Here is a 17,902-nt window from a genome sequence, read left to right on the forward strand (position 1 = left end):
GCATGAACGTGCTCGTCACGGACCCCATCGCGGATGCGGGTCTTGACGTACTCAGAGACGCCGGCCACGAGGTCGAAACGGGCTACGAACTCGAGGGCGAGTCCCTTCTCGAAGCGGTCTCGAACGCCAACGGACTCATCGTTCGCTCCGGGACCGAGGTGACCGAAGAGGTCCTCGACGCAAACGACGACCTCGTCATCGTCGGCCGCGCCGGCATCGGCGTCGACAACATCGACATCGACGCCGCAACCGACCACGGCGTCATCGTCGCAAACGCACCGGAAGGCAACGTTCGCGCCGCCGCAGAGCACACCGTCGCCATGACCTTCGCCGCCGCCCGCTCGATCCCCCAGGCCCACATCCGCCTCACGGACGGCGAGTGGGCAAAAAGCGAGTACCTCGGCGCCGAACTCGACGGCAAAACCCTCGGCGTCGTCGGCCTCGGCCGCGTCGGTCAGGAAGTCGCCAAAAAACTCGACTCGCTCGGCATGGACATCGTCGCCTTCGACCCCTACATCTCCGAGGAACGCGCCGACCGCCTCGGCGCCGAACTCGTCGAGTTCGAAGACTGCCTCGAGCGCGCCGACTTCCTCACCATCCACACGCCGCTGACCCCCGAAACCGAAGGCATGATCGGCGAGGCTGAACTCGATCTGCTCGACGGCGGGTACGTCATCAACGTCGGCCGCGGCGGCATCATCCAGGAGGACGCACTCGCCGCGAAGGTCGAAGACGGAACGCTCGCCGGAGCAGCGCTTGACGTGTTCGCGGAGGAACCGCTGCCCGCCGAGTCGCCGCTGCTCGAACACGACGACGTTATCGTCACGCCCCACCTGGGTGCTTCGACCGAGGCCGCCCAGGAGAACGTCGCGACCTCGACGGCCGAACAGGTCAACGCAGCCCTCTCCGAGGAGCCGGTCGCGAACGCGCTCAACGCCCCTTCGATCGACGAGAGCGCGTTCCCCCGCGTCGAACCGTACATCGAAATCGCTGAGACCGCCGGCAAGGTCGCCGCCCAGTTGCTCGACGGCCGCATCGAAACCGTCGAAGTCACCTACGAGGGCGAGATCACCGACGAGGACATCGAGTTCGTCACGGCGTCGGCGCTGAAGGGCGTCTTCGAACCGCTCGAGTGGCAGGTCAACGCGGTTAACGCGCCCCAGGTCGCCGAGGATCGCGGCGTCGACGTAACCGAATCGAAAACCCACCAGGCCGCGGACTTCCAGAGCTTGATCTCCGTAACGGTCGGTAACGACGAGGACGAAATCTCCGTCGACGGAACGCTCTTCGCCGGCGACGACCCGCGGATCGTCCGCGTCGACGGCTACCGGGTCGACGCCATCCCGCACGGAAAGATGGTCGTCACGCGCAACACGGACGAACCGGGCGTTATCGGCCTAATCGGTTCCGTCATGGGCAAACACGGGGTCAACATCGCCGGCATGTTCAACGCCCGCGAAGCCCACGGCAGCGAGGCCCTGACGGTGTACAACGTCGACAGCCAGGTTCCCGACGCGGCGAAGGACGAACTCAACGAGGATGGGCGAATCATCGGCGTCGACTACATTACGCTGAACGGCCAGAACTGAGCCTGACGCTGAGCGGCCAGATCTAAGCCGCGTTACACTCGATAGCCGGCGTTTGTATTCGAATCGCTGCTCCGTCGATCGTTGAACGTTATTCTGACTGCGTTTCCTGGTCCTGGTCCTGATCCTGTTTCGCCGACGGCGACTGCTCCGGCGTCTCCGGCGGTTCCGGTGCCGACCCCGTGATCGTCACCGTCCGCCCCTCGACGCTGCTCTCGTGAACGTCGCTCGTAATTCCCTCGAGTTCAGCCACGACCTCGTCGGTCAGGTCGGTGTCCGGCTCGAGGATGAAGACCCAGGTCATGGTATCCGCCATCGGCGTCTCGCTGGAGACGCCCCAGATGTATATTTCGTCGAGCGTGACTGCATCGCCCGCTGGAGCGTTGTATTCGCCGGTAACGGTCGTCTCGTGTGGAAGTTGTCTGAAGAGGTGCGTGAACTCCTGGTCGACATCTTCGAGGCGGTCGTGCTCGCCGTTGTGGGCGTCGATCCGCTCCTCGTAATCCGGCCCGACGACGATGGTCTCGTTGCTCACCGCGATGTCGCGCCGTCCCGACGAGTTCGGAATCGCGCCGTCGATGACGGCGAAGTCCGCGTACTCCTCGACGAACTCGTACTCGTCGTCGCCCTCGACGCCGTCGACGATGGCCTGCTTGTCGAACGAGCCGAAGAAGACCTGCGTGAGCGACTGGATCAGGTGTGCATCGACGGTGTCGGCGGAGACGCCGAAGTAGTCCGGGAAGACGGAGGAGAAATCAGTGTCCTCGGGGAACGATTCGGTGTAGTCGAAGCGCCGGTTACCGCCGTTGAACGGGTCTGCGTCGGTCAGCCACGTTCGGAAGGCGGCGGCCTCGTCCCAATTAGCGTCGATGTCGCGGTCTGGGATGTCCCGGTCGAGGCCGTCCTGTTCGCCGTTGCCGTCAGTACTGTTCCCGTCATCTTGATTGTCGTTTCCGGTATCGTCGGAGTCGTTACTGCCCATACAGCCCGCCAGTCCGACTGCGAGAAGCCCGATGACGCCGCGGCGCGTGACCGTTGAAGATGCCATGTCTCTGGTAGGCGTCAATTACGGGCAGACGGATAATGACTCGTGACTGTCTATCCGCGTGAGAACGTCCGTAATGTTAAGGTGTCTCGTAGCGCTGCAGGCGCTGGTGGGGCGCGAACGCGGACCGCACATCGGGCGCAGTCCGCGCCGAGCGACGTTCCGAGCGGGTAACAGTAGGTATAAGCCGCTATAGATCAACAATTAGACCGGAAGCCACACTCCGGAGTGGGGACAACCGCGCAAGCGGAAATGTCCCGGGTGCTAGGCCCACCCGAGACGTGGCTTCCAAGTTTGCACCACTTCGAAGCCATGACCTGGTTCATTCTACCGGGATATAAACGTCCCGACAGATTGACGAATATGCGGGAGAATCAGTGGCATCCGCCGGGTTTGAATCTGACAAGAATAAGAGAAATACGGCCAACAGCTGCGAAGGATCGAGGTGAGTTCAATGGGTGATCACGATCCACCCGATGACGGTGAGCGGCCGAACGTCCTCTCACTGTCTGCCTGTCCGGTGTGCGGCGGGTCGATCACCCGCGTAACCGTTCACAGCCCCTCCAAGGCCGTTTCGACCCCGTGTGGCTGTCAGTTTCCGCCCGCCGGTCTCGAGTTCGAGTAGCCGGTCGCATCCACAGTATCCACAGCCAGTTGGTACCGAACGGGTTCGGGTATCCAGTACTCGCGTGCACGATGTCCGATCGGTAGCGGCAAAAGACCTATCGCCCCAACGGCCAACCCATCACTTATGAAGGACGATGCCGACATCGCGGTCGAGTTCGACGACGACGGACTCGTTCCCGCCGTCGCACAGGACGCCGAAACGGGCGACGTACTCATGCTCGCGTACGTCTCCCAGGAAGCGCTCGATCGCACGCGGGAAACCGGCCGCGCACACTACTACTCGCGCAGCCGAGACGAACTCTGGGAGAAAGGGGCAACGAGCGGTCACGTCCAGACTGTACGGGAGGTACGCGTCGACTGCGACGCCGATACTCTCCTCTATCTGGTCGAGCAGGACGGCGGCGCGTGCCACACCGGCTACCGCTCGTGTTTCTACCGGACCATCGAGGGCGATGTCGTCGGCGAACGGGTGTTCGACCCGGATACCGTCTACGACGCGGACGCAGACGGCGAGGAAACGACCGAAACCGAGGGCTAACACGGGCGAATGAGTGAACGCGTCCACCCCACCGCCGACGTCGGCGACGAGACACCCACGCCCCTCGAAGCACTCGAAGCGGCCAGAGAACGGCTCGAGCAGGCAAATCGGCGCATCGAGGACCACGGCAGCGACGCCGTCACCGAGGCCGCCGAAGCCTACCGCAACGCGGACGAACTCCTGACCGAGTACGTCGACCGAGCCACCGGGACCGGCCGCGAGAACTTCCAAGCCTACGTCGAACTCGAGGGCCAGTTCTCGACGCTGGTCGAAAGCCTCCCCGACGACCTGAAAGCGCGCGCGGCGTTCGACGACGCACTCGACGCGATCGACAAACGCCGTCTCAGCGAAAGCGACTTCGAACGCGCACACGACGCACTCGAACCCGCCGCCCAGTACGCCGACCTGCTCGACGAACGCGAAGCCGCCCGCGAGGCCCTCGACGACGCCCGAACCGTCGCCGCCAAGCGCCGCCGCGAACTCGACGACGAGATCGGCGAGCGCAAACGACTCGTTGAACTCGGGACCGCCGATCTCGATGCTCCGGTCGAGCGGTTGCGAGACCCGATCGAGCACTACAACGAGGCGGTCCGCGAGGCGTTCTCGGCGTATCTACACGAGACGTCGGCTCGCGATGTCTTCACCCTCCTCCAACGAAGTCAGTGGTACCCCTTCGTCGAGTTCAGACAGCCGCCCGCAGACCTGCGCGAGTACGTCGAAGAGAGCGCCGACGGCGAGGACACGATTCCGGAACTGCTCGAATTCGCCGACTACTCGCGGTCGAAACTCGAGCACTACGTCGAGAGCGCGGACGTGCTCAAACGTCGGGTTGCGACCCAGCAGACCTATCTCGACGGAATCGACGCCGAGCCGCTGACCGTCGAGTGGCCGCCCGGTCCCGCCGGCGCGCTCCGACGCCGAGTCCGGGAGTATCGCCCGTTCGTCGCCCGCGTCGCCGACGAGGAGACGGTCGATCGACTCCGAGCGGTCCGCGAGTGCACCTTCGAGGACGAGTACGACCGCCTCCAGACGGCCGCTCAGGCGGTCGTTCGGCTCACGCCCGACGAGCGCGAGCAGCTCGCAAGCGGCGCACTCGACGCTGAACTCGAGGCGCTACGAGAGGAGCAGGCCGCGCTCGAGGCCGCACTCGAGGTCGACGATCCGGTGTAACGCGGTTCGAGACTGCGGCTGTGACGGGGTTTGAAACACAGTCTCGCTTAGTGAGCAGTGAGTATCGGAGATCGATCATCGAGAAGCGAGAAGTGAGCATCGAGCATCGAGCATCGATCAGTCGTCAGGACTCGTCCCGTTTTCCGCCGCGAGTTCACCCGGCTCGAAAATGTCCTCGATCGGGCAGTCGAAGTACGCGGCGAGTTCGAACGCGAGTTCGAGCGAGGGGTCGTAGCGCTCGCGTTCGATCGCGTTGATCGTCTGCCGGGTGACGTCGACGGCCGCGGCGAGGTCGCCCTGGCTCAGGTCGGCCCGTTCGCGGCGGGCCCGGAGGTCGTTTTGCATACTGTTACGCTCGGAACCGGACGTACGTGTACGTACCGCCCCAGAGCAACCAGAACGCACACCACGCCCAGAAGACGGAGAGGAGCTCCGAACTCCAGGTAAACCGCCCGAGGAGTTCGAGCGTCCACAGCGAGACGAAGACGGCGAAGCCGCCGAATCCGATCGCCGTCAGGACGAGGTCGCTCGTGCGAGCGGCCAGCGCCTCGTCGCGTTCGTCGTAGACCGGCTGCGGTGACGCTCGCGGGATCGTGACACCGACAACGAATGCGGCGACGTAGACGACGGTGCCGATCAGCGCCTCGCCGACGGCGAGCCCGAGGAGGAGCGCGGCGATGCCGACGATGTAACTCGCGTTCGACGCTCTACGGTACGTCCGGGAACTGAACTCGGAAGTTGGGAGTGCGGTCATGGGTGGTCTCGGCGGGAACGGTGGAAAGCTCCCTTTACAGTAAAGGATGTTTTACACCCATATGAAACTATCCACTAGTCGGATTTCTGTCAGTGGATCGACCCCGGACGAGACCACCAAAGGTGGGCAGAATCGACGGCCGAGCACGGAGTTTTCACCGTCGGTCGCGTAGCGTCGGCCATGACTCGCCACCTGCTCGTTCCGATGGACGACTCCGAACCGGCTCGCGCAGCCCTCGAGCACGCGCTCTCGATATTCCCCGAGGACGAACTCACGGTTTTGCACGCCGTCGATGAACTCGAGGCCGGCTATGGCGGCGAGCCGTCGGCCGCCACTGCCGCCGTCAACGAGGGCAACGAGAGCGACGAGTTCGAGCCCGAGTTCTTTGCGACTGTCCGATCGATGGCTGCAGAATACGACCGGAGCGTCGAAACGGCCGTCGTCGAGGGTACGTCGGCAGCAGCGATCCTCGAGTTCGCTCGCGAGGAGGGCGTCGATCAGATCGTCATGGGAAGCGAGGGGCGATCGGGTGTTTCCCGGATGTTGCTCGGGAGTATCGCGGAAGGGGTTGCCCGTCGGTCGACGGTTCCGGTGACGGTCGTTCCGGGAGGAGAGACTGACGAGTGACGAACGGACGGCGTCTAACAGGCAAGTGACGACCTGAGAGACGACGGACCGCCGAAAATCGGCGGGTTTTCCACGGCACAGCCCAATCGAGACGTATGGACGACAGGACGGGGACGACGCTACACACCGGCCTGCTTATCCTGACGACCGCCGTGATTGCGTGGATATCTGGACTGCCAATGTTGTTCCCGAGTCTCGGTCCGTCGGCGTTCGTCCTCGCACTCTTTCAGGACAGCGACGCCACCTCGCCGCGGCGGGTGATCGGCGGGCACGCGATCGGCGTCGCCGCCGGATTACTGGCGTATCACCTGCTCGCGACCGGCGTCTCGATGACGAGTTCACCGCCGCCGGGGTCGATCGAGGGGCTTCGCCTCGCGGGGAGTGCCGTCCTCGCGACGATGCTCACGGCGGGCGGGATGCTCGCAACCGATACCCGCCATCCGCCCGCGTGCGCGACGACGCTGATCGTTTCGCTCGGCCTCCTCTCGACCGTCTTCGAGGGGGTATTGATCGCGCTCACCGTCGTCGTTCTCGTCGTCGCACACCAACTCCTCCTCGCGACCGAACGCGCGGGTGCGCGATACGAAAAGCGGCTCCGGTCGTGAGGACGCACTCCCGCGTTCAGCGGCGGGCGTAGCGTCCGTCCTCGTCGCGGGCGAACAGTTGGCCGGTGTCGAACCAGCCGTCGACGAACTGACCGGCGGCCGACGGGTCCGCATCCGTCGCGTCGGATTCCGCCGTCTCGTGCTCCCGTTCCGTCTCCGCTCTCGTATCCGCCTTACTTTCGCTACCGACGGGCGGCGCGCGTTCGTCGGCGACGATCGGTCCCGTCACCTGCAACCGGCCGGTCCCCGCTCCCACGAGTTCGGTGTCGCCGTCGTCGACCAGTCGCACGCGGCAGTCGAGCACCGGTCGGCCGACCGCGCCTGGGACGGACTGGGCGTCCGCTCGCTCGCCGTCTGGCGTCTCCCGGTTGCGCTCGACCGACTGCGCGAGAACGGTCGGACATTCGAGGCGACCGTAGGCCCGCGAAACGGCGATTCCACTCGCGTTCGTGTTCCTGCGCTCACTTTTGTTCCCGTTCCCGTTTCCATTCCCGTTCTCAGTTCCGGGAGCAGTACCGGAGACCTCGCGGTAGGGCTCGAGAACGTCGTCTTCGACCGTCGCATCTGCGATCACTCGCTCGATCGATCCGATCGCGTCGTCGAACGCCGGTTCGGCCGCGAGATCCCGGAGCGCCGGCGTGCGTCCCGCCAGCAGCGTCGCGTTCTCGGCCGCGATCGCCGTCAGCGCGTCGCCAGGATCGAACGCTCGATCGAGCAGCAGTTGACCGCCGGCATAGAGGAGGGGAAGCGCGAGCCGAAGCAGCCCGTCCGGCGTCGACAGCGGCGCGACGAGCGGTGCTACGTCGTCCTGCGTGATCCCCCACGTCACGAGCGCCGTGATGCAGTTCCACTCGAGCGTCCGCGCGGAGAACGCGGCAACCGGCTGGCCGCCGTCACCGTGCAAGCACAACAGCGGGTTCGACGCGTCGGATTCGTCCCGCCAGTCCGCCTCGGGGGAGACGGTCGTCAGTTCTTCTAGCGTCACCGACTGATCGAACGGAATCGAGCGGACCAGATCGCGCTGAGCCGGCTCCGCGACGACGAGTTCGGGATCGATCGCGTCGAAGGGGCGTTCGACGGTCACCGGCGTCAGGAGGTGCGAGATCGGGGCGAGCGTCGCGCCGAGTCGGCGGCAGGCAAAGAGGAGCGCAAGCGAGAGCACGCGGTTGCGCGAGACCAGACAGACGGTATCGCCGGGGCCAATATCGAGCCCCGAGAGCCGGGCACCCGCCCAGTCGGCGAGCGTCGAGAGATCGCCGTAGGTGAGCCGCTCCTCGCTGATCGTCTCGGCGGGCGCGTACAGCCGTTCCTCCGAGATGTCGACGACGGCCGTTCGGTCGGGAAAGCGTTCGGCCCGTCGCGAGAGCGAAAGGGTCACGAGAGCAGGAACAACGCTTGCAGCCGTAATACGAGAGGGGTCATTCGCAAGCACGAGCATCGTCCGCAGTGCGTCGCCGGCCGCTTACAACCCGTCCGCCGGCGAGTCCGCCTGCGATTCCAGAAATCCGAGCAACAGATCGTTCGCGTCTCGCGAGCGCTCGACGAACGCGAGGTGGCCCGCCCCCTCGAGTTCGGTGAACTCGCCCCGCGGCACTCCCCGGGCGAGTTCGCGTCCGGCCGTGGGCGCGACGAGGTCGTCCTCGCTCCCGTGGAACACCCGCGTCGGCTGTGTCACCTCGACGAGCCACTCCGTCGCGTCGAACTCGCCGAGGGCCGCACGCTGTGCCTCCCAACCCGCCCGGTCGGCGTCGCCGTCGGCCCGCCAGTCGACGATCCCCTCGACCGCATCGGGTTGGGCGGCTCTGAACTCGTCCGAGAGGGCCGCCTCCAGCGAGTCACGGATCGCCTCGCGATCGGTCGGCGGCGCGAACAGGGCATCGAGACTGAACTCGTCGCCGCGAGCCGCGGTGCCGAACAGCGAGAGCGTCGCGACGCGATTCGTGGTTCGGGCCGCCGCGAGCGCGATCGCGCCGCCGAGTCCGCAGCCGACGAGGTGGGCATTGTGGATATCACACTCCGCGAGGACCGCCTCGAGATCGGCGACGAGTTCGGACATGGCGTACGGAGCCGGCGGGGCGTCCGAGCGACCGGTTCCCCGGAGGTCCCAGACGACGGTTTCGAAGGGGCCGGTGAGCGCGGCGTGTTGCCACCCCCAGAGCCAGCCGCCGAGGCCGGCCTCGGGGACGAAGACGACGGGGGTGTCGCCCGCGGTATCGCCCTCGCGGTGGTAGTACAGCGAGACGCTCCCGTTCGATGCGGTCGGCATAGCTACTGCAAGACGACGCACGAGAGTGAAAGCGGCGATTTCGAGTGAAAACGGCGGCGAAATAGAAGCAGATTGATACGTGTCGTCGAGACGAATAGCGTATGGCCACCGACGACCGACCGGATCCATGCAGTCGATCGACTGCGAGGATCGTCAATAGCAGGTCGCAGTCGTTCGAGCGAAGCCAATCGACGAACAGAGAAGACCCGAGTGATCTCGTTACGCGTCCAGGACCTGCCGCAATACGTCCGGCGCATCCGCAAGCGCCGCATCCAGATCCGCAACGTTCGGCCCGCCGCCCTGGGCGAAGTCTGCCGGACCGCCGCCGCCGCCGCCGACCTTCGCGGCGAGTTCACCAACGACCTCGCCGGCGTTGACGGCGACGTCGTCCGGAACCGCGACGACGAACTGGGCACCGCTTTCGCCGCTGCCGAGGACGGCGATACTCCCCTCCTCGGCGATGGCGTTCGCGGTCGCGCGCAGTTCGTCCACGTCGGTATCGAGTCGGTCGACGACGGCCGTCCGATCGCCGACCTCGAACTTGTCGCCGCCGCCACCGCCGCCGGCGCGGGCGGCCGCGAGCTGTTCCGTCAGGTCGTCGATCTGCTTGCCTCGATCCTTCCACTCCTCGAAGAACCGCTCAGCAGTGTCGGGAACGTCCTCGGGGGAGACGTCGAGCGTCTCGGCGGCCTCGTAGAGGGCGTCCTCGTTAGCCTGGGTCGCCTCGAGTGCGGCCTCGCCTGCTGCGAAGGTGATCCGCTCGACGCCGTCTTGCACGCGCTCGGTGGTCAGGATCTTGATCGCGCCGATGTCGCCGGTTCGGTCGACGTGCGTGCCGCCGCAGGCCTGCACGTCGTCGGCGACGTGGATGAGCCGGATCTGCTCGCCCGGCGGGATGCCGCCCTGGTAGAGGTCGAAGCCGTATTCGGATTCGGCGTCGTGGCGGTCGGGCCACTCCTGGGAGACCGACGTGTTGTCCATCACGAGTTCGTTCGCGATGCGTTCGATCGCCTTGACGTCGTCGCGAGAGATGCGGTCGTAGTGGCGCAGGTCGATCCGCGAGGAGTCGACGCCCTTCTGGGCACCGGCCTGGCGGACGTGCTCGCCGAGGACCTCGCGCGCGGAGTGGATGATGATGTGCGTCGCCGTGTGGTGGCGCATGAGTTGGCGGCGACGGCCGGCGTCGAGTTGGCCGTTGACGAACTCGCCCTTGCCGAGTCGCTCGTCGGTGCGGTGGAGGATGACGCCGTCTTCGATCTGTACGTCGCGGACGTCGACGGTCGCGTCGTCGGTCGAGAGCGTCCCCTTGTCGGCGGGCTGACCGCCCCCTTCGGGGTAGAACATCGTCTGGTCGAGGACGACATCGTAGCCGTCCTCGCGTTCGAAGACGTCGAGGACGACGGCCTCGAACTGGGTTCGCTGCTGGTCGTCGTAGTAGAGTCGTTCCGTCTCGGGGAGGTCCGCGAAGCGCTCATCTTCCTCGTCGGCCGCCTCCTCGACCGTCTCGGGGGTATCATGGCGTTTGGCGACGAGACTGTAGAAGTCGTCGGGGACGGCGACCTCGGCACCGGCCTCTGCGGCGATCTCCTCGACCATGTCCGGCTGGATGCCGTGGGAATCGTAGAGTTCGATCAGTTCCTCGGTGGGAATCGGCTCGCCCTTCTTGGCGTACTCCTCGGCGAGGCTCTCGACGCGGCGGCCGCCGCGTTCTAAGGTCTCGCGGTACTTCTCGACCTCGGTGCGGACGATGTCGCGGATGGTGTCGCGGTTCTCGTACTCCAGGCGCTCGGCCTGCATGTCGACGAGTTCATCGAGCGGCGCGTCGACGCCGACGGTGTCACAGAGGCGCTTGGTGCGCCGGAGAACCATCCGGGCGAGGTAGCCGGTGCCGACGTTCGAGGGGACGATGCCGTCACCGAGCATGTACGCGAGGGTGCGGGAGTGGTCGGCGATGGCGTAGATGTCCTCGAGGGGTTCCATCAGGTCCTCGAGTTCGCCGGCGTCGACGTCGAGTTCGGCCGCGATGTCGCCGCGGGCGGTTTCCATGTCCTCGGCCTCGTCGATGTCCATGTGGCCCGCGAGTTTGGCGGCGCGGTGGATGAGCGCCTCCTCGTCGTCGGAGTGGTCGATCCCCGCGTTGTCCTTTAGGAACTCGATCATGTCGGGGTAGACGGCCTCGTAGACCGTCGGGGTTCCCTGGGACACCCAGGTCCACCGTTCCAGGCCATAGCCGGTGTCGACGATGTAGGTGTCCATGTAGGAGTAGCGGTTCCCGTCTTTCATCTCGAACTCGCCCTCCGAGTCCTGCTCCATGCACATGAAGACCAGCGTGGCGAGTTCGACGCCGCGGTAGATGACCTCGATCGCGGGGCCGGCGTTGCCGCCGCCGACCCACGGATCCTCGATGTAGATGACCTCTTCTAAGTCGACGCCCATCGAGTCGAAGAACTCGTCGCAGAGTTCGACGGTATGGTCCTTCCAGTAGACCTCGCCCTGGTAGGCGTACTGGTCGGGATCGTCCAGATCCTCGCGAGCGTTGAACGCGTGGTGGGCCATCATTTCGAAGGCCATGGTGTGGCGGCCAGTCTTCCCGACGTTGTCGATGTCCTGCATCCGGATGCAGGGCTGGGAGACGGTGAGCGGGTTCGCCGGCGGCGGCGTCTCGCCACTGGTGACGAGCGGTTGGAAGTCGTAGATCGACGCCTGGGTCAGCAGGACATCGTCTCGCCAGCGGTTCGCCGCGACCGGATACGGGTCGATCCGTTCGTGGTCGTGGGTTTCGAAGAACGAGAGGAACGCCTCGCGCATTTCCGTGAGGTTGTAAGCCTCATCGAAGCCGGGATTGTCGATGAAGTCGTACTCCTCGCAGGGCGGTTCCCCGCAGGTTTCCCGGTCGTGGTCGCGCGTCCAGAAGTGCGCACCACAGGAGGGACACTCCTTGCGGACGAATCCCTCCGTCTCGAAATACTCGAGACGATACTCCTCCTCAAGTGCACTCATTATACACGTGTTGGCCATGCAGGGCGTAAAACAGTTCCGCAACGTTCATTGTGCGAGAATCGCCTTGCCGTCTGCCGGTTCGTAAGAATCCGAGACTGTTCAGTTATTAGTTATGTCGAGTACAAATAAGTCATAGTGAGATAAATTATCCGGAGAGAGCACGTTCCCGAATAGTCGACGGCACGTGGATCTGATAATGGCAGAAATATATATTGTTAAGGAAGAGAGACACTCAGCAGAATCTTTATCGTGGTGATACGGACAGTACGAATAGACGATCAGTCAGAGGGCACCACGACGATGGGGAACGAGACATCACGACACCGACCGCAGACGATCCTCTACGTGGCCGCAACCGACGAGGCGGCCCGGAGCGGAGCGACGGCGCTCGAACGGGTTCCTGCAGGGCCAAAGCGGGCCGTCCGGCCGACGACATCCGTCGAGCGCGTTCGAAACTGGGCTCCGAACGTCGATTGCGTCGTCTTCGCCGAAACGCCGACGACCCCCGCCGGCGCGCACCTCCTCGAGGTCGCCGACGCCTGCGGGTCGACTCCCCTCGTGCTCTTCAGCGAGTCCGCCTACGGCGCGACCGCCGCCCGTTCGACCGACGGCATCGACGGCTACGTCCGCCGTGACACTGACAACGCCATCGCGCATCTCGCCGACGAACTCACCTGGCTGTGCTACGGCGACGACAACGCGGTCACGGCAGCCGAATCCACGACGCTGTCCACACAGGCGAGTTCAGTTCTCGCGGCCGCCGCCGATCTGATCGCACGCCGCGACCGGGACCGCTTGCTCGAGCGCCTTGTCGAGGCCACCGTCGAGGCGATAGACACCGACCGGTGCTGGATCGCGACCGTCAACTTCATTGCTCAGATCGGAAGAGCGTCGNAGATGTGTATAAGAGACAGGGCGAGTCGCTCCGGCTTCCGGACCTCGAAGCGCGAACTGAACTCGAGTCGCCGTGGTCGGACGCACGATCGCTGTGTAGCGTCCCCATCGCCGACCTCGGCGTCTTGCAGGTTGCCGCCGACACCTCAGAGGCGTTCGATGACGCCGACGTGTCCCTCCTCGAGTCACTCTGTGCGGTCACGGCTGCCGTTCTCGAGCGAAACCGTGCCGAGGCGCGTCTCACCGCCGAACGAGATCGGTTGCAGAACGAACTCGACGACCGCACGAGCGAGCGAAACCGACTCGCCGACGAGCAGGCGGTGATCGGGCAGGCTGCCGAACACCTTGCAGCCGAGCGCGATCGCTTCCGAGCGGCGTTTTCGAGCGCGCCGCTGCCGATGCTGCGGTACGAGATCGATGGCCACCATTCAAACGCAGACACTGCACGAGACGCACGTCCGGACTCAGTCTCAGACACGAACCCGGATTCCGACCCGGATCAGGCTCCCAAAGCGGTCATTACGGACATCAACACCGCCTTCGAGACGACGTTCGGCGAGGAGCGAGACACCGTTGTTGGTCAGCCGGTCAGCAACTACACCGTTCCCTCGGGGGTGCGCGACCGAGCAACCGCACTCACCGAGGCACTCCGCGCAGGCGACCGACGCGAACTCGACTGTCGCCGCGAAACGACCGACGGCATCCGCGAGTTCAGCGTGACGGTCGTGCCGCTGGAGCGGGCGGCGCGGGACCGGCGGAGCGGCGACGAAATCGAACCCAGAACGGGAACCGGACCCACAACCGACAGCGCACCCATCGACCATCCGACCGGCATTCTCTACTTCACCGACATCACCGACCGGACCCGCACGCAGCGGGCGCTCACAGCCGCTACCCGACGCCTCGACACCATCGCAACCCTGCTCGAAGACGAGGTCCAGACGCCGCTGAACGTCGCCCGCGGCTACCTCGAACTCGTCGAGAAAACCGGCGACAGCGACCACTTCGAGGTGATCGACGACGCACACCTGCAACTGACCGACCACGTCGAATCGCTGTACGAACTCGCCGCTACCGACGAGATTCTCGCCGACACCGAACCGGTCGCGATCCACGATGTCGCGAGACGCGCCTGGCTCACCGTCGACACCGGCAACGCCGAACTCGTGGTCGAATCGACCCTGATGCTCGAAGCCGACAGAGCGCGGTTGCACAACCTGTTCGAGTCGGTCCTGCAACTCGTCGCCGGGAACGATAGCGAAAACGGGACGGGCACCGTCCCATCGTCGGTGACGGTCACCGTCGGGGCAACCGAGGACGGCTTCTACGTGGCACGCGACGGGCCGGCAGCCGACGATCCGCGGTTCGATCCCGCTTCCGAGGACCCGGGCAAAGAGGGGGCGGCAGCCGCCGACAGCGACGGGACCGCACACCGATCGACAGCGACAACGACAGCAACCGCAACCGACCCCGACCACCCCGACCACCCCGACCACCCTGACGCCGACGGCGCACGTGAGCTCGTCGAACAGATCGCCGATGCGCACAACTGGGACGTCGGAATCGCTGCAGATGAGGCCCGGACGGCGTTCGCGTTTCGGGGCGTCGACGCGATCGATCTCTAGCGACGACGGCCCACGTGAACTCGTCGCTACTCGTCTTCAAGTGCCAGGGATGCGAGCATCGCTTCGAGCTGCAGACGCTCGTTCGCGCCCTCGGTAATCCGGAAGTCGACCTCGCCGAGTCGTTCGAGCAGGCGCACTGTCGCCTGTTCGGGGATGTCGAACGTCCAGGCTGAACGGTGCAACTGGTCGATAACGTCGCCGCCCGCGAGGCCGCGGTCGGTCAGGAGGTCCTCGAGCGTCGCGCGGGCGGCGGTGAAATCACCGGCGATGGCGTGGTCGACCATCTCCTCGACCTCTTCGGGCCGAGCCGTGGCGGTGATCGCGAAGACGGTCTCTTCATCGACCGTTTCGCCCATCACGGCCGCGGCCTGCAGGGCGTTGATCGCCTTGCGCATGTCGCCGTCGGCCGCGTAGACGAGCGCGTCGACGCCGTCGTCGGTGACCTCGATACCCTCCGTCTCGGCGATTTCGCGGACTTGGGCTTCGATGGCGTCCTCGGTGAGTTCGGTAAAGCGGAAGACGGCGCAGCGGGACTGGATCGGGTCGATGATCTGGCTCGAGTAGTTACACGAGAGGATAAAGCGGGTGTTGTTCGAGAACTGCTCCATCGTTCGGCGCAGGGCCGACTGGGCGTCGGAGGTGAGCGCGTCGGCCTCGTCTAAGAAGATGATGCGATGGTCGTAACCGCCGAAGGAGGCGCGCGCGAAGTCCTTGATCCGGTCGCGGACGACGTCGATTCCGCGCTGGTCGGAGGCGTTGAGCTCGAGGAAGTTCTCACGCCAGTCGTCGTCGTAGACTTCGCGAGCGATGGCTTGCGCTGCCGTTGTGTTGTGCATAACCGTTGGTATGTCCCCCGCGACGTAGTTTCGGGTTCCGGGTACCGTAAGGTCGTAGACCCGCTGCTCGTCCTCCACTTGCTCTACAGTCGACACGCGGTCGAAGTAGAGCGTGCCGCGGGAGAACCGATCGAGCGCGACCAGTCGTTCGACGGTGTCCATCGAACACATCTCGTCGGCGATGTCGTGAACTCGATCAGCGACGGTCTCGAATCGTGGGAGGGACGCAAGATCGTGGTCATCGTTCTCGACGAGTTGTCGGACGTCTCTTCCGAGCAACTCCGTCCCCTCGGCGATACGATTGTCCGAAACGCCGAGTGCATCGATCACGGTCCGGAGGGATTGCTGTACAGAGGCGATATCCGGCGGCGTTTCAGTGTGCGACTCTACCGCGGCAAGCAACTCTCCTGTGCGACTTGCGGTTGGCGACCGTCGTCCGTCGGAGTACTCGAGTAGCCGGTCCGTCCGGATTCCTGTTTTCTCCTCGACCTCTTTCCGCATCTCGAGCGGCCCCAGTGCGTTCCGCTGACCGATCCACGCCGTTGGAACGGCGGTCACCGACTGAATATCGGATCGAACCTGCTCTATCTCTTGCTTGGCCTGCTGTGCGGCCTCGAGACGATCTGACGCCGCCTCGAGAACGCGGTCGATGTCCTCGAGGTGGGATTCACGACCGGGATTGTCGGGGTGCAGACTCTCGGTCACCAGTGGCTCCTTTTTCAGTGCGAGCGTGCAACAGAGGTCGTCGACGGCCGCCTGTGCAGGCATCGTATCGTAATTCGGGTTCCCAGAGCCGGCCGTCGCGTCGGCGAGACGGTCGCGCTTGTAGTCGATAGTGAATCCGACGGCGTCCTCGAAACGCGAGAGCGCCGACACACCCGAGACGTATAGGGTGTGGTATTCACGCTTCGTTTTAGAGCCGTTCGTCGCGGTCTTCTCGGCGCAGTCGCGTCGCGTCTGAATTCCAAACGAAGCGAGCAGATACGAACAGAGTGTGATCAGCGACTCGTCTTTCTGTGTCAGTTCGATCGTTCCCTGATCTGCGACGTAGGCCTCCGAATCGAAAACAGCCCGCAGGAACGCTGCTCGGGCGTCTTCCGGGGCATGAACGAGGGTTGAACCGATAGCAGACGCCGACGAATCACCGAAGACATCGAAGGAGGATTCGAGGAGATGATGGAGCGATTTGGTCTGAAGTTCGACGTACGGCACGCCTTTCTGTACACCGCGGGCCGTCTCGGCATCGAACAGGTCCTGTGCAATTCGTTCGAACGACGTACAGAGGTCGTCATCGGTATTGTAGAACTTGATACGGCCGTTGTCGATCCGTGCTTCGCTGATCGCGAATCCAACGAAGCGCGCCAGGTCCGGAGTGAGTTTCCAGGGAGGCGTGATCGGGCTGGATCGCCTGTTGTACCGCGTAACGTAGCTGACGGATTCGACATGAGATCGAAGTTCCGATTCCTCGACATCGAGCGATCGAAGATACGTCAGTGAACAGGTCGTGGACGGTTCGTCGAGATCGATCGAAACCGCGCGTTTGTAATTTTGAGCGGTTTTACGAGAGACATCGGACTCGGCGACGATTTCGTCGATCGAATAGCCGCGGCGGAGACAGCCGATTACCGTTTTCTTCTGTCCGACGTAGTTCTCTTCCACCGGAATCTCGTATCGCCGAGCGAATGGCTTCGAGACAGTGACGAACGTCCGATTGCCATCCATTGACGAGAGCCAGTCAAGCGACGGTGATGAGTCGTCGGCGACGGGTGTTTCTAGCGGCCGAGCAATTCGTTCTCCATCAGTGATCGACTCGGCTTGCTTCCAGGAGAGACCCGTCTCGTCAGCGACGAGGAGTTTGTGTTCGGGCGTAACCGTGATCTCGTTTCCATCCCGCGTCTCGATCGAAATGAGATTAGCCGCTTCTTTGGAGAAGACGTGCGACGGAGCGGCGTACTCAAACGAGCCGTCGTCGTTGTACGTGAGGATCTCGAGGTCATCGTCCGGTGTATCGAAGCCGTCAATAGCACCGACGACTGCGGATATCGGGGTGATCCCCTCGTTCGTCAATACCGGTGTCTCGCCGGTAACACACTTCCCGGTGCCGGCCGGCCCCGCAAACATGAGGTGGGGCAGGTCGTCTTGCTCGACGTACCGCTCGAGACGCGGAACGATATTCTCGTGGCCCTTGATCTCGTCGAGTCGCTCCGGGCGGTACTTCTCGATCCAGACCTCGGTCTTGCCGGGAGTCGACTCGGCGACCTCGGCGTCCACGTCGGCGTCGCTCATACCGGACCAAGGAGTGGCCCGAAGATAAAACGACCGAACGACA

The 17,902-nt window shown here is 64.4% G+C and carries 13 protein-coding genes and 1 pseudogene; 7 read left to right on the forward strand and 7 right to left on the reverse strand.

The features are described 5' to 3' along the window. Window positions 1–2: 2 nt before the first annotated feature. Entirely contained in the window at window positions 3–1,589 is a 1,587-nt protein-coding gene (serA, locus tag C484_RS15655) for a phosphoglycerate dehydrogenase (protein WP_006826874.1), read from the forward strand. Between the two features lie 88 nt (window positions 1,590–1,677). On the opposite strand, the gene C484_RS15660 is transcribed toward serA, so the two are convergent. Continuing rightward, complete coding sequence (locus C484_RS15660; RefSeq protein WP_006826875.1) at window positions 1,678–2,634, reverse strand: hypothetical protein; 957 nt, start codon at window positions 2,632–2,634, stop codon at window positions 1,678–1,680. A 451-nt stretch (window positions 2,635–3,085) separates the two neighbouring features. Here C484_RS15660 and C484_RS23730 point away from each other — a divergent pair, with 451 nt between their 5' ends. From C484_RS23730 to C484_RS15670, 3 genes are all read left to right on the forward strand, one after another. Further along, entirely contained in the window at window positions 3,086–3,256 is a 171-nt protein-coding gene (locus tag C484_RS23730) for a hypothetical protein (protein WP_169332879.1), read from the forward strand. Window positions 3,257–3,382: 126 nt separating this feature from the next. Further along, entirely contained in the window at window positions 3,383–3,796 is a 414-nt protein-coding gene (gene hisI / locus C484_RS15665) for a phosphoribosyl-AMP cyclohydrolase (protein WP_006826876.1), read from the forward strand. 9 nt (window positions 3,797–3,805) lie between these two features. Continuing rightward, entirely contained in the window at window positions 3,806–4,966 is a 1,161-nt protein-coding gene (locus tag C484_RS15670; protein ID WP_006826877.1) for a DUF7118 family protein, read from the forward strand. A gap of 117 nt (window positions 4,967–5,083) precedes the next feature. Here C484_RS15670 and C484_RS15675 read toward each other — a convergent pair whose 3' ends face one another. Together C484_RS15675 and C484_RS15680 are read right to left on the reverse strand one after the other, a co-directional pair. After that, window positions 5,084–5,311 (reverse strand): helix-turn-helix transcriptional regulator, encoded by a 228-nt coding sequence (locus C484_RS15675; protein WP_006110786.1) that lies wholly within the window; start codon window positions 5,309–5,311, stop codon window positions 5,084–5,086. A 4-nt stretch (window positions 5,312–5,315) separates the two neighbouring features. Then, window positions 5,316–5,720 carry a hypothetical protein gene (locus tag C484_RS15680; RefSeq protein WP_006826878.1) on the reverse strand — a complete coding sequence of 135 codons (405 nt, stop codon included), beginning with the start codon at window positions 5,718–5,720 and terminating at the stop codon, window positions 5,316–5,318. Window positions 5,721–5,900: 180 nt separating this feature from the next. Between C484_RS15680 and C484_RS15685 the strand changes: the two genes are divergently transcribed. Beyond that, entirely contained in the window at window positions 5,901–6,347 is a 447-nt protein-coding gene (locus C484_RS15685; RefSeq protein WP_006826879.1) for a universal stress protein, read from the forward strand. Window positions 6,348–6,442: 95 nt separating this feature from the next. Beyond that, on the forward strand, window positions 6,443–6,952 hold the full coding sequence (locus tag C484_RS15690; RefSeq protein ID WP_006826880.1) for an HPP family protein: 510 nt from the start codon (window positions 6,443–6,445) through the stop codon (window positions 6,950–6,952). 16 nt (window positions 6,953–6,968) lie between these two features. On the opposite strand, the gene C484_RS15695 is transcribed toward C484_RS15690, so the two are convergent. The 3 genes from C484_RS15695 to alaS all read right to left on the reverse strand — a co-directional run bounded on the left by C484_RS15695 (window position 6,969) and on the right by alaS (window position 12,218). After that, window positions 6,969–8,390, reverse strand: coding sequence for an AMP-binding protein (locus tag C484_RS15695; protein WP_006826881.1), 1,422 nt, complete (start codon window positions 8,388–8,390; stop codon window positions 6,969–6,971). A 24-nt stretch (window positions 8,391–8,414) separates the two neighbouring features. Next, entirely contained in the window at window positions 8,415–9,218 is an 804-nt protein-coding gene (locus C484_RS15700; protein ID WP_006826882.1) for an alpha/beta fold hydrolase, read from the reverse strand. Window positions 9,219–9,437: 219 nt separating this feature from the next. Then, a complete protein-coding gene (gene alaS / locus C484_RS15705) occupies window positions 9,438–12,218 on the reverse strand; it encodes an alanine--tRNA ligase (RefSeq protein WP_006826883.1) in 2,781 nt (926 codons plus the stop codon). Window positions 12,219–12,518: 300 nt separating this feature from the next. Between alaS and C484_RS15710 the strand changes: the two are divergent. Continuing rightward, window positions 12,519–14,737 (forward strand): annotated as a pseudogene (locus C484_RS15710) (histidine kinase). Window positions 14,738–14,763: 26 nt separating this feature from the next. On the opposite strand, the gene C484_RS15715 reads toward C484_RS15710, so the two are convergent. Then, the gene (locus tag C484_RS15715) at window positions 14,764–17,859 is read right to left on the reverse strand and encodes a replication factor C small subunit (protein ID WP_006826884.1); all 3,096 of its coding nucleotides are present in this window, start codon (window positions 17,857–17,859) and stop codon (window positions 14,764–14,766) included. Window positions 17,860–17,902: the final 43 nt, after the last annotated feature.

The organism is Natrialba taiwanensis DSM 12281 (genome assembly GCF_000337595.1).
Classification (GTDB): Archaea; Halobacteriota; Halobacteria; order Halobacteriales; family Natrialbaceae; genus Natrialba; species Natrialba taiwanensis.

Coding starts and splice junctions, on each gene's coding strand:
- serA (WP_006826874.1), top strand. CDS start 3: ATGAACGTGCTCGTCACGGACCCCATCGCGGATGCGGGTCTTGACGTA.
- C484_RS15660 (WP_006826875.1), bottom strand. CDS start 2,634: ATGGCATCTTCAACGGTCACGCGCCGCGGCGTCATCGGGCTTCTCGCA.
- C484_RS23730 (WP_169332879.1), top strand. CDS start 3,086: ATGGGTGATCACGATCCACCCGATGACGGTGAGCGGCCGAACGTCCTC.
- hisI (WP_006826876.1), top strand. CDS start 3,383: ATGAAGGACGATGCCGACATCGCGGTCGAGTTCGACGACGACGGACTC.
- C484_RS15670 (WP_006826877.1), top strand. CDS start 3,806: ATGAGTGAACGCGTCCACCCCACCGCCGACGTCGGCGACGAGACACCC.
- C484_RS15675 (WP_006110786.1), bottom strand. CDS start 5,311: ATGCAAAACGACCTCCGGGCCCGCCGCGAACGGGCCGACCTGAGCCAG.
- C484_RS15680 (WP_006826878.1), bottom strand. CDS start 5,720: ATGACCGCACTCCCAACTTCCGAGTTCAGTTCCCGGACGTACCGTAGA.
- C484_RS15685 (WP_006826879.1), top strand. CDS start 5,901: ATGACTCGCCACCTGCTCGTTCCGATGGACGACTCCGAACCGGCTCGC.
- C484_RS15690 (WP_006826880.1), top strand. CDS start 6,443: ATGGACGACAGGACGGGGACGACGCTACACACCGGCCTGCTTATCCTG.
- C484_RS15695 (WP_006826881.1), bottom strand. CDS start 8,390: ATGCTCGTGCTTGCGAATGACCCCTCTCGTATTACGGCTGCAAGCGTT.
- C484_RS15700 (WP_006826882.1), bottom strand. CDS start 9,218: ATGCCGACCGCATCGAACGGGAGCGTCTCGCTGTACTACCACCGCGAG.
- alaS (WP_006826883.1), bottom strand. CDS start 12,218: ATGAGTGCACTTGAGGAGGAGTATCGTCTCGAGTATTTCGAGACGGAG.
- C484_RS15715 (WP_006826884.1), bottom strand. CDS start 17,859: ATGAGCGACGCCGACGTGGACGCCGAGGTCGCCGAGTCGACTCCCGGC.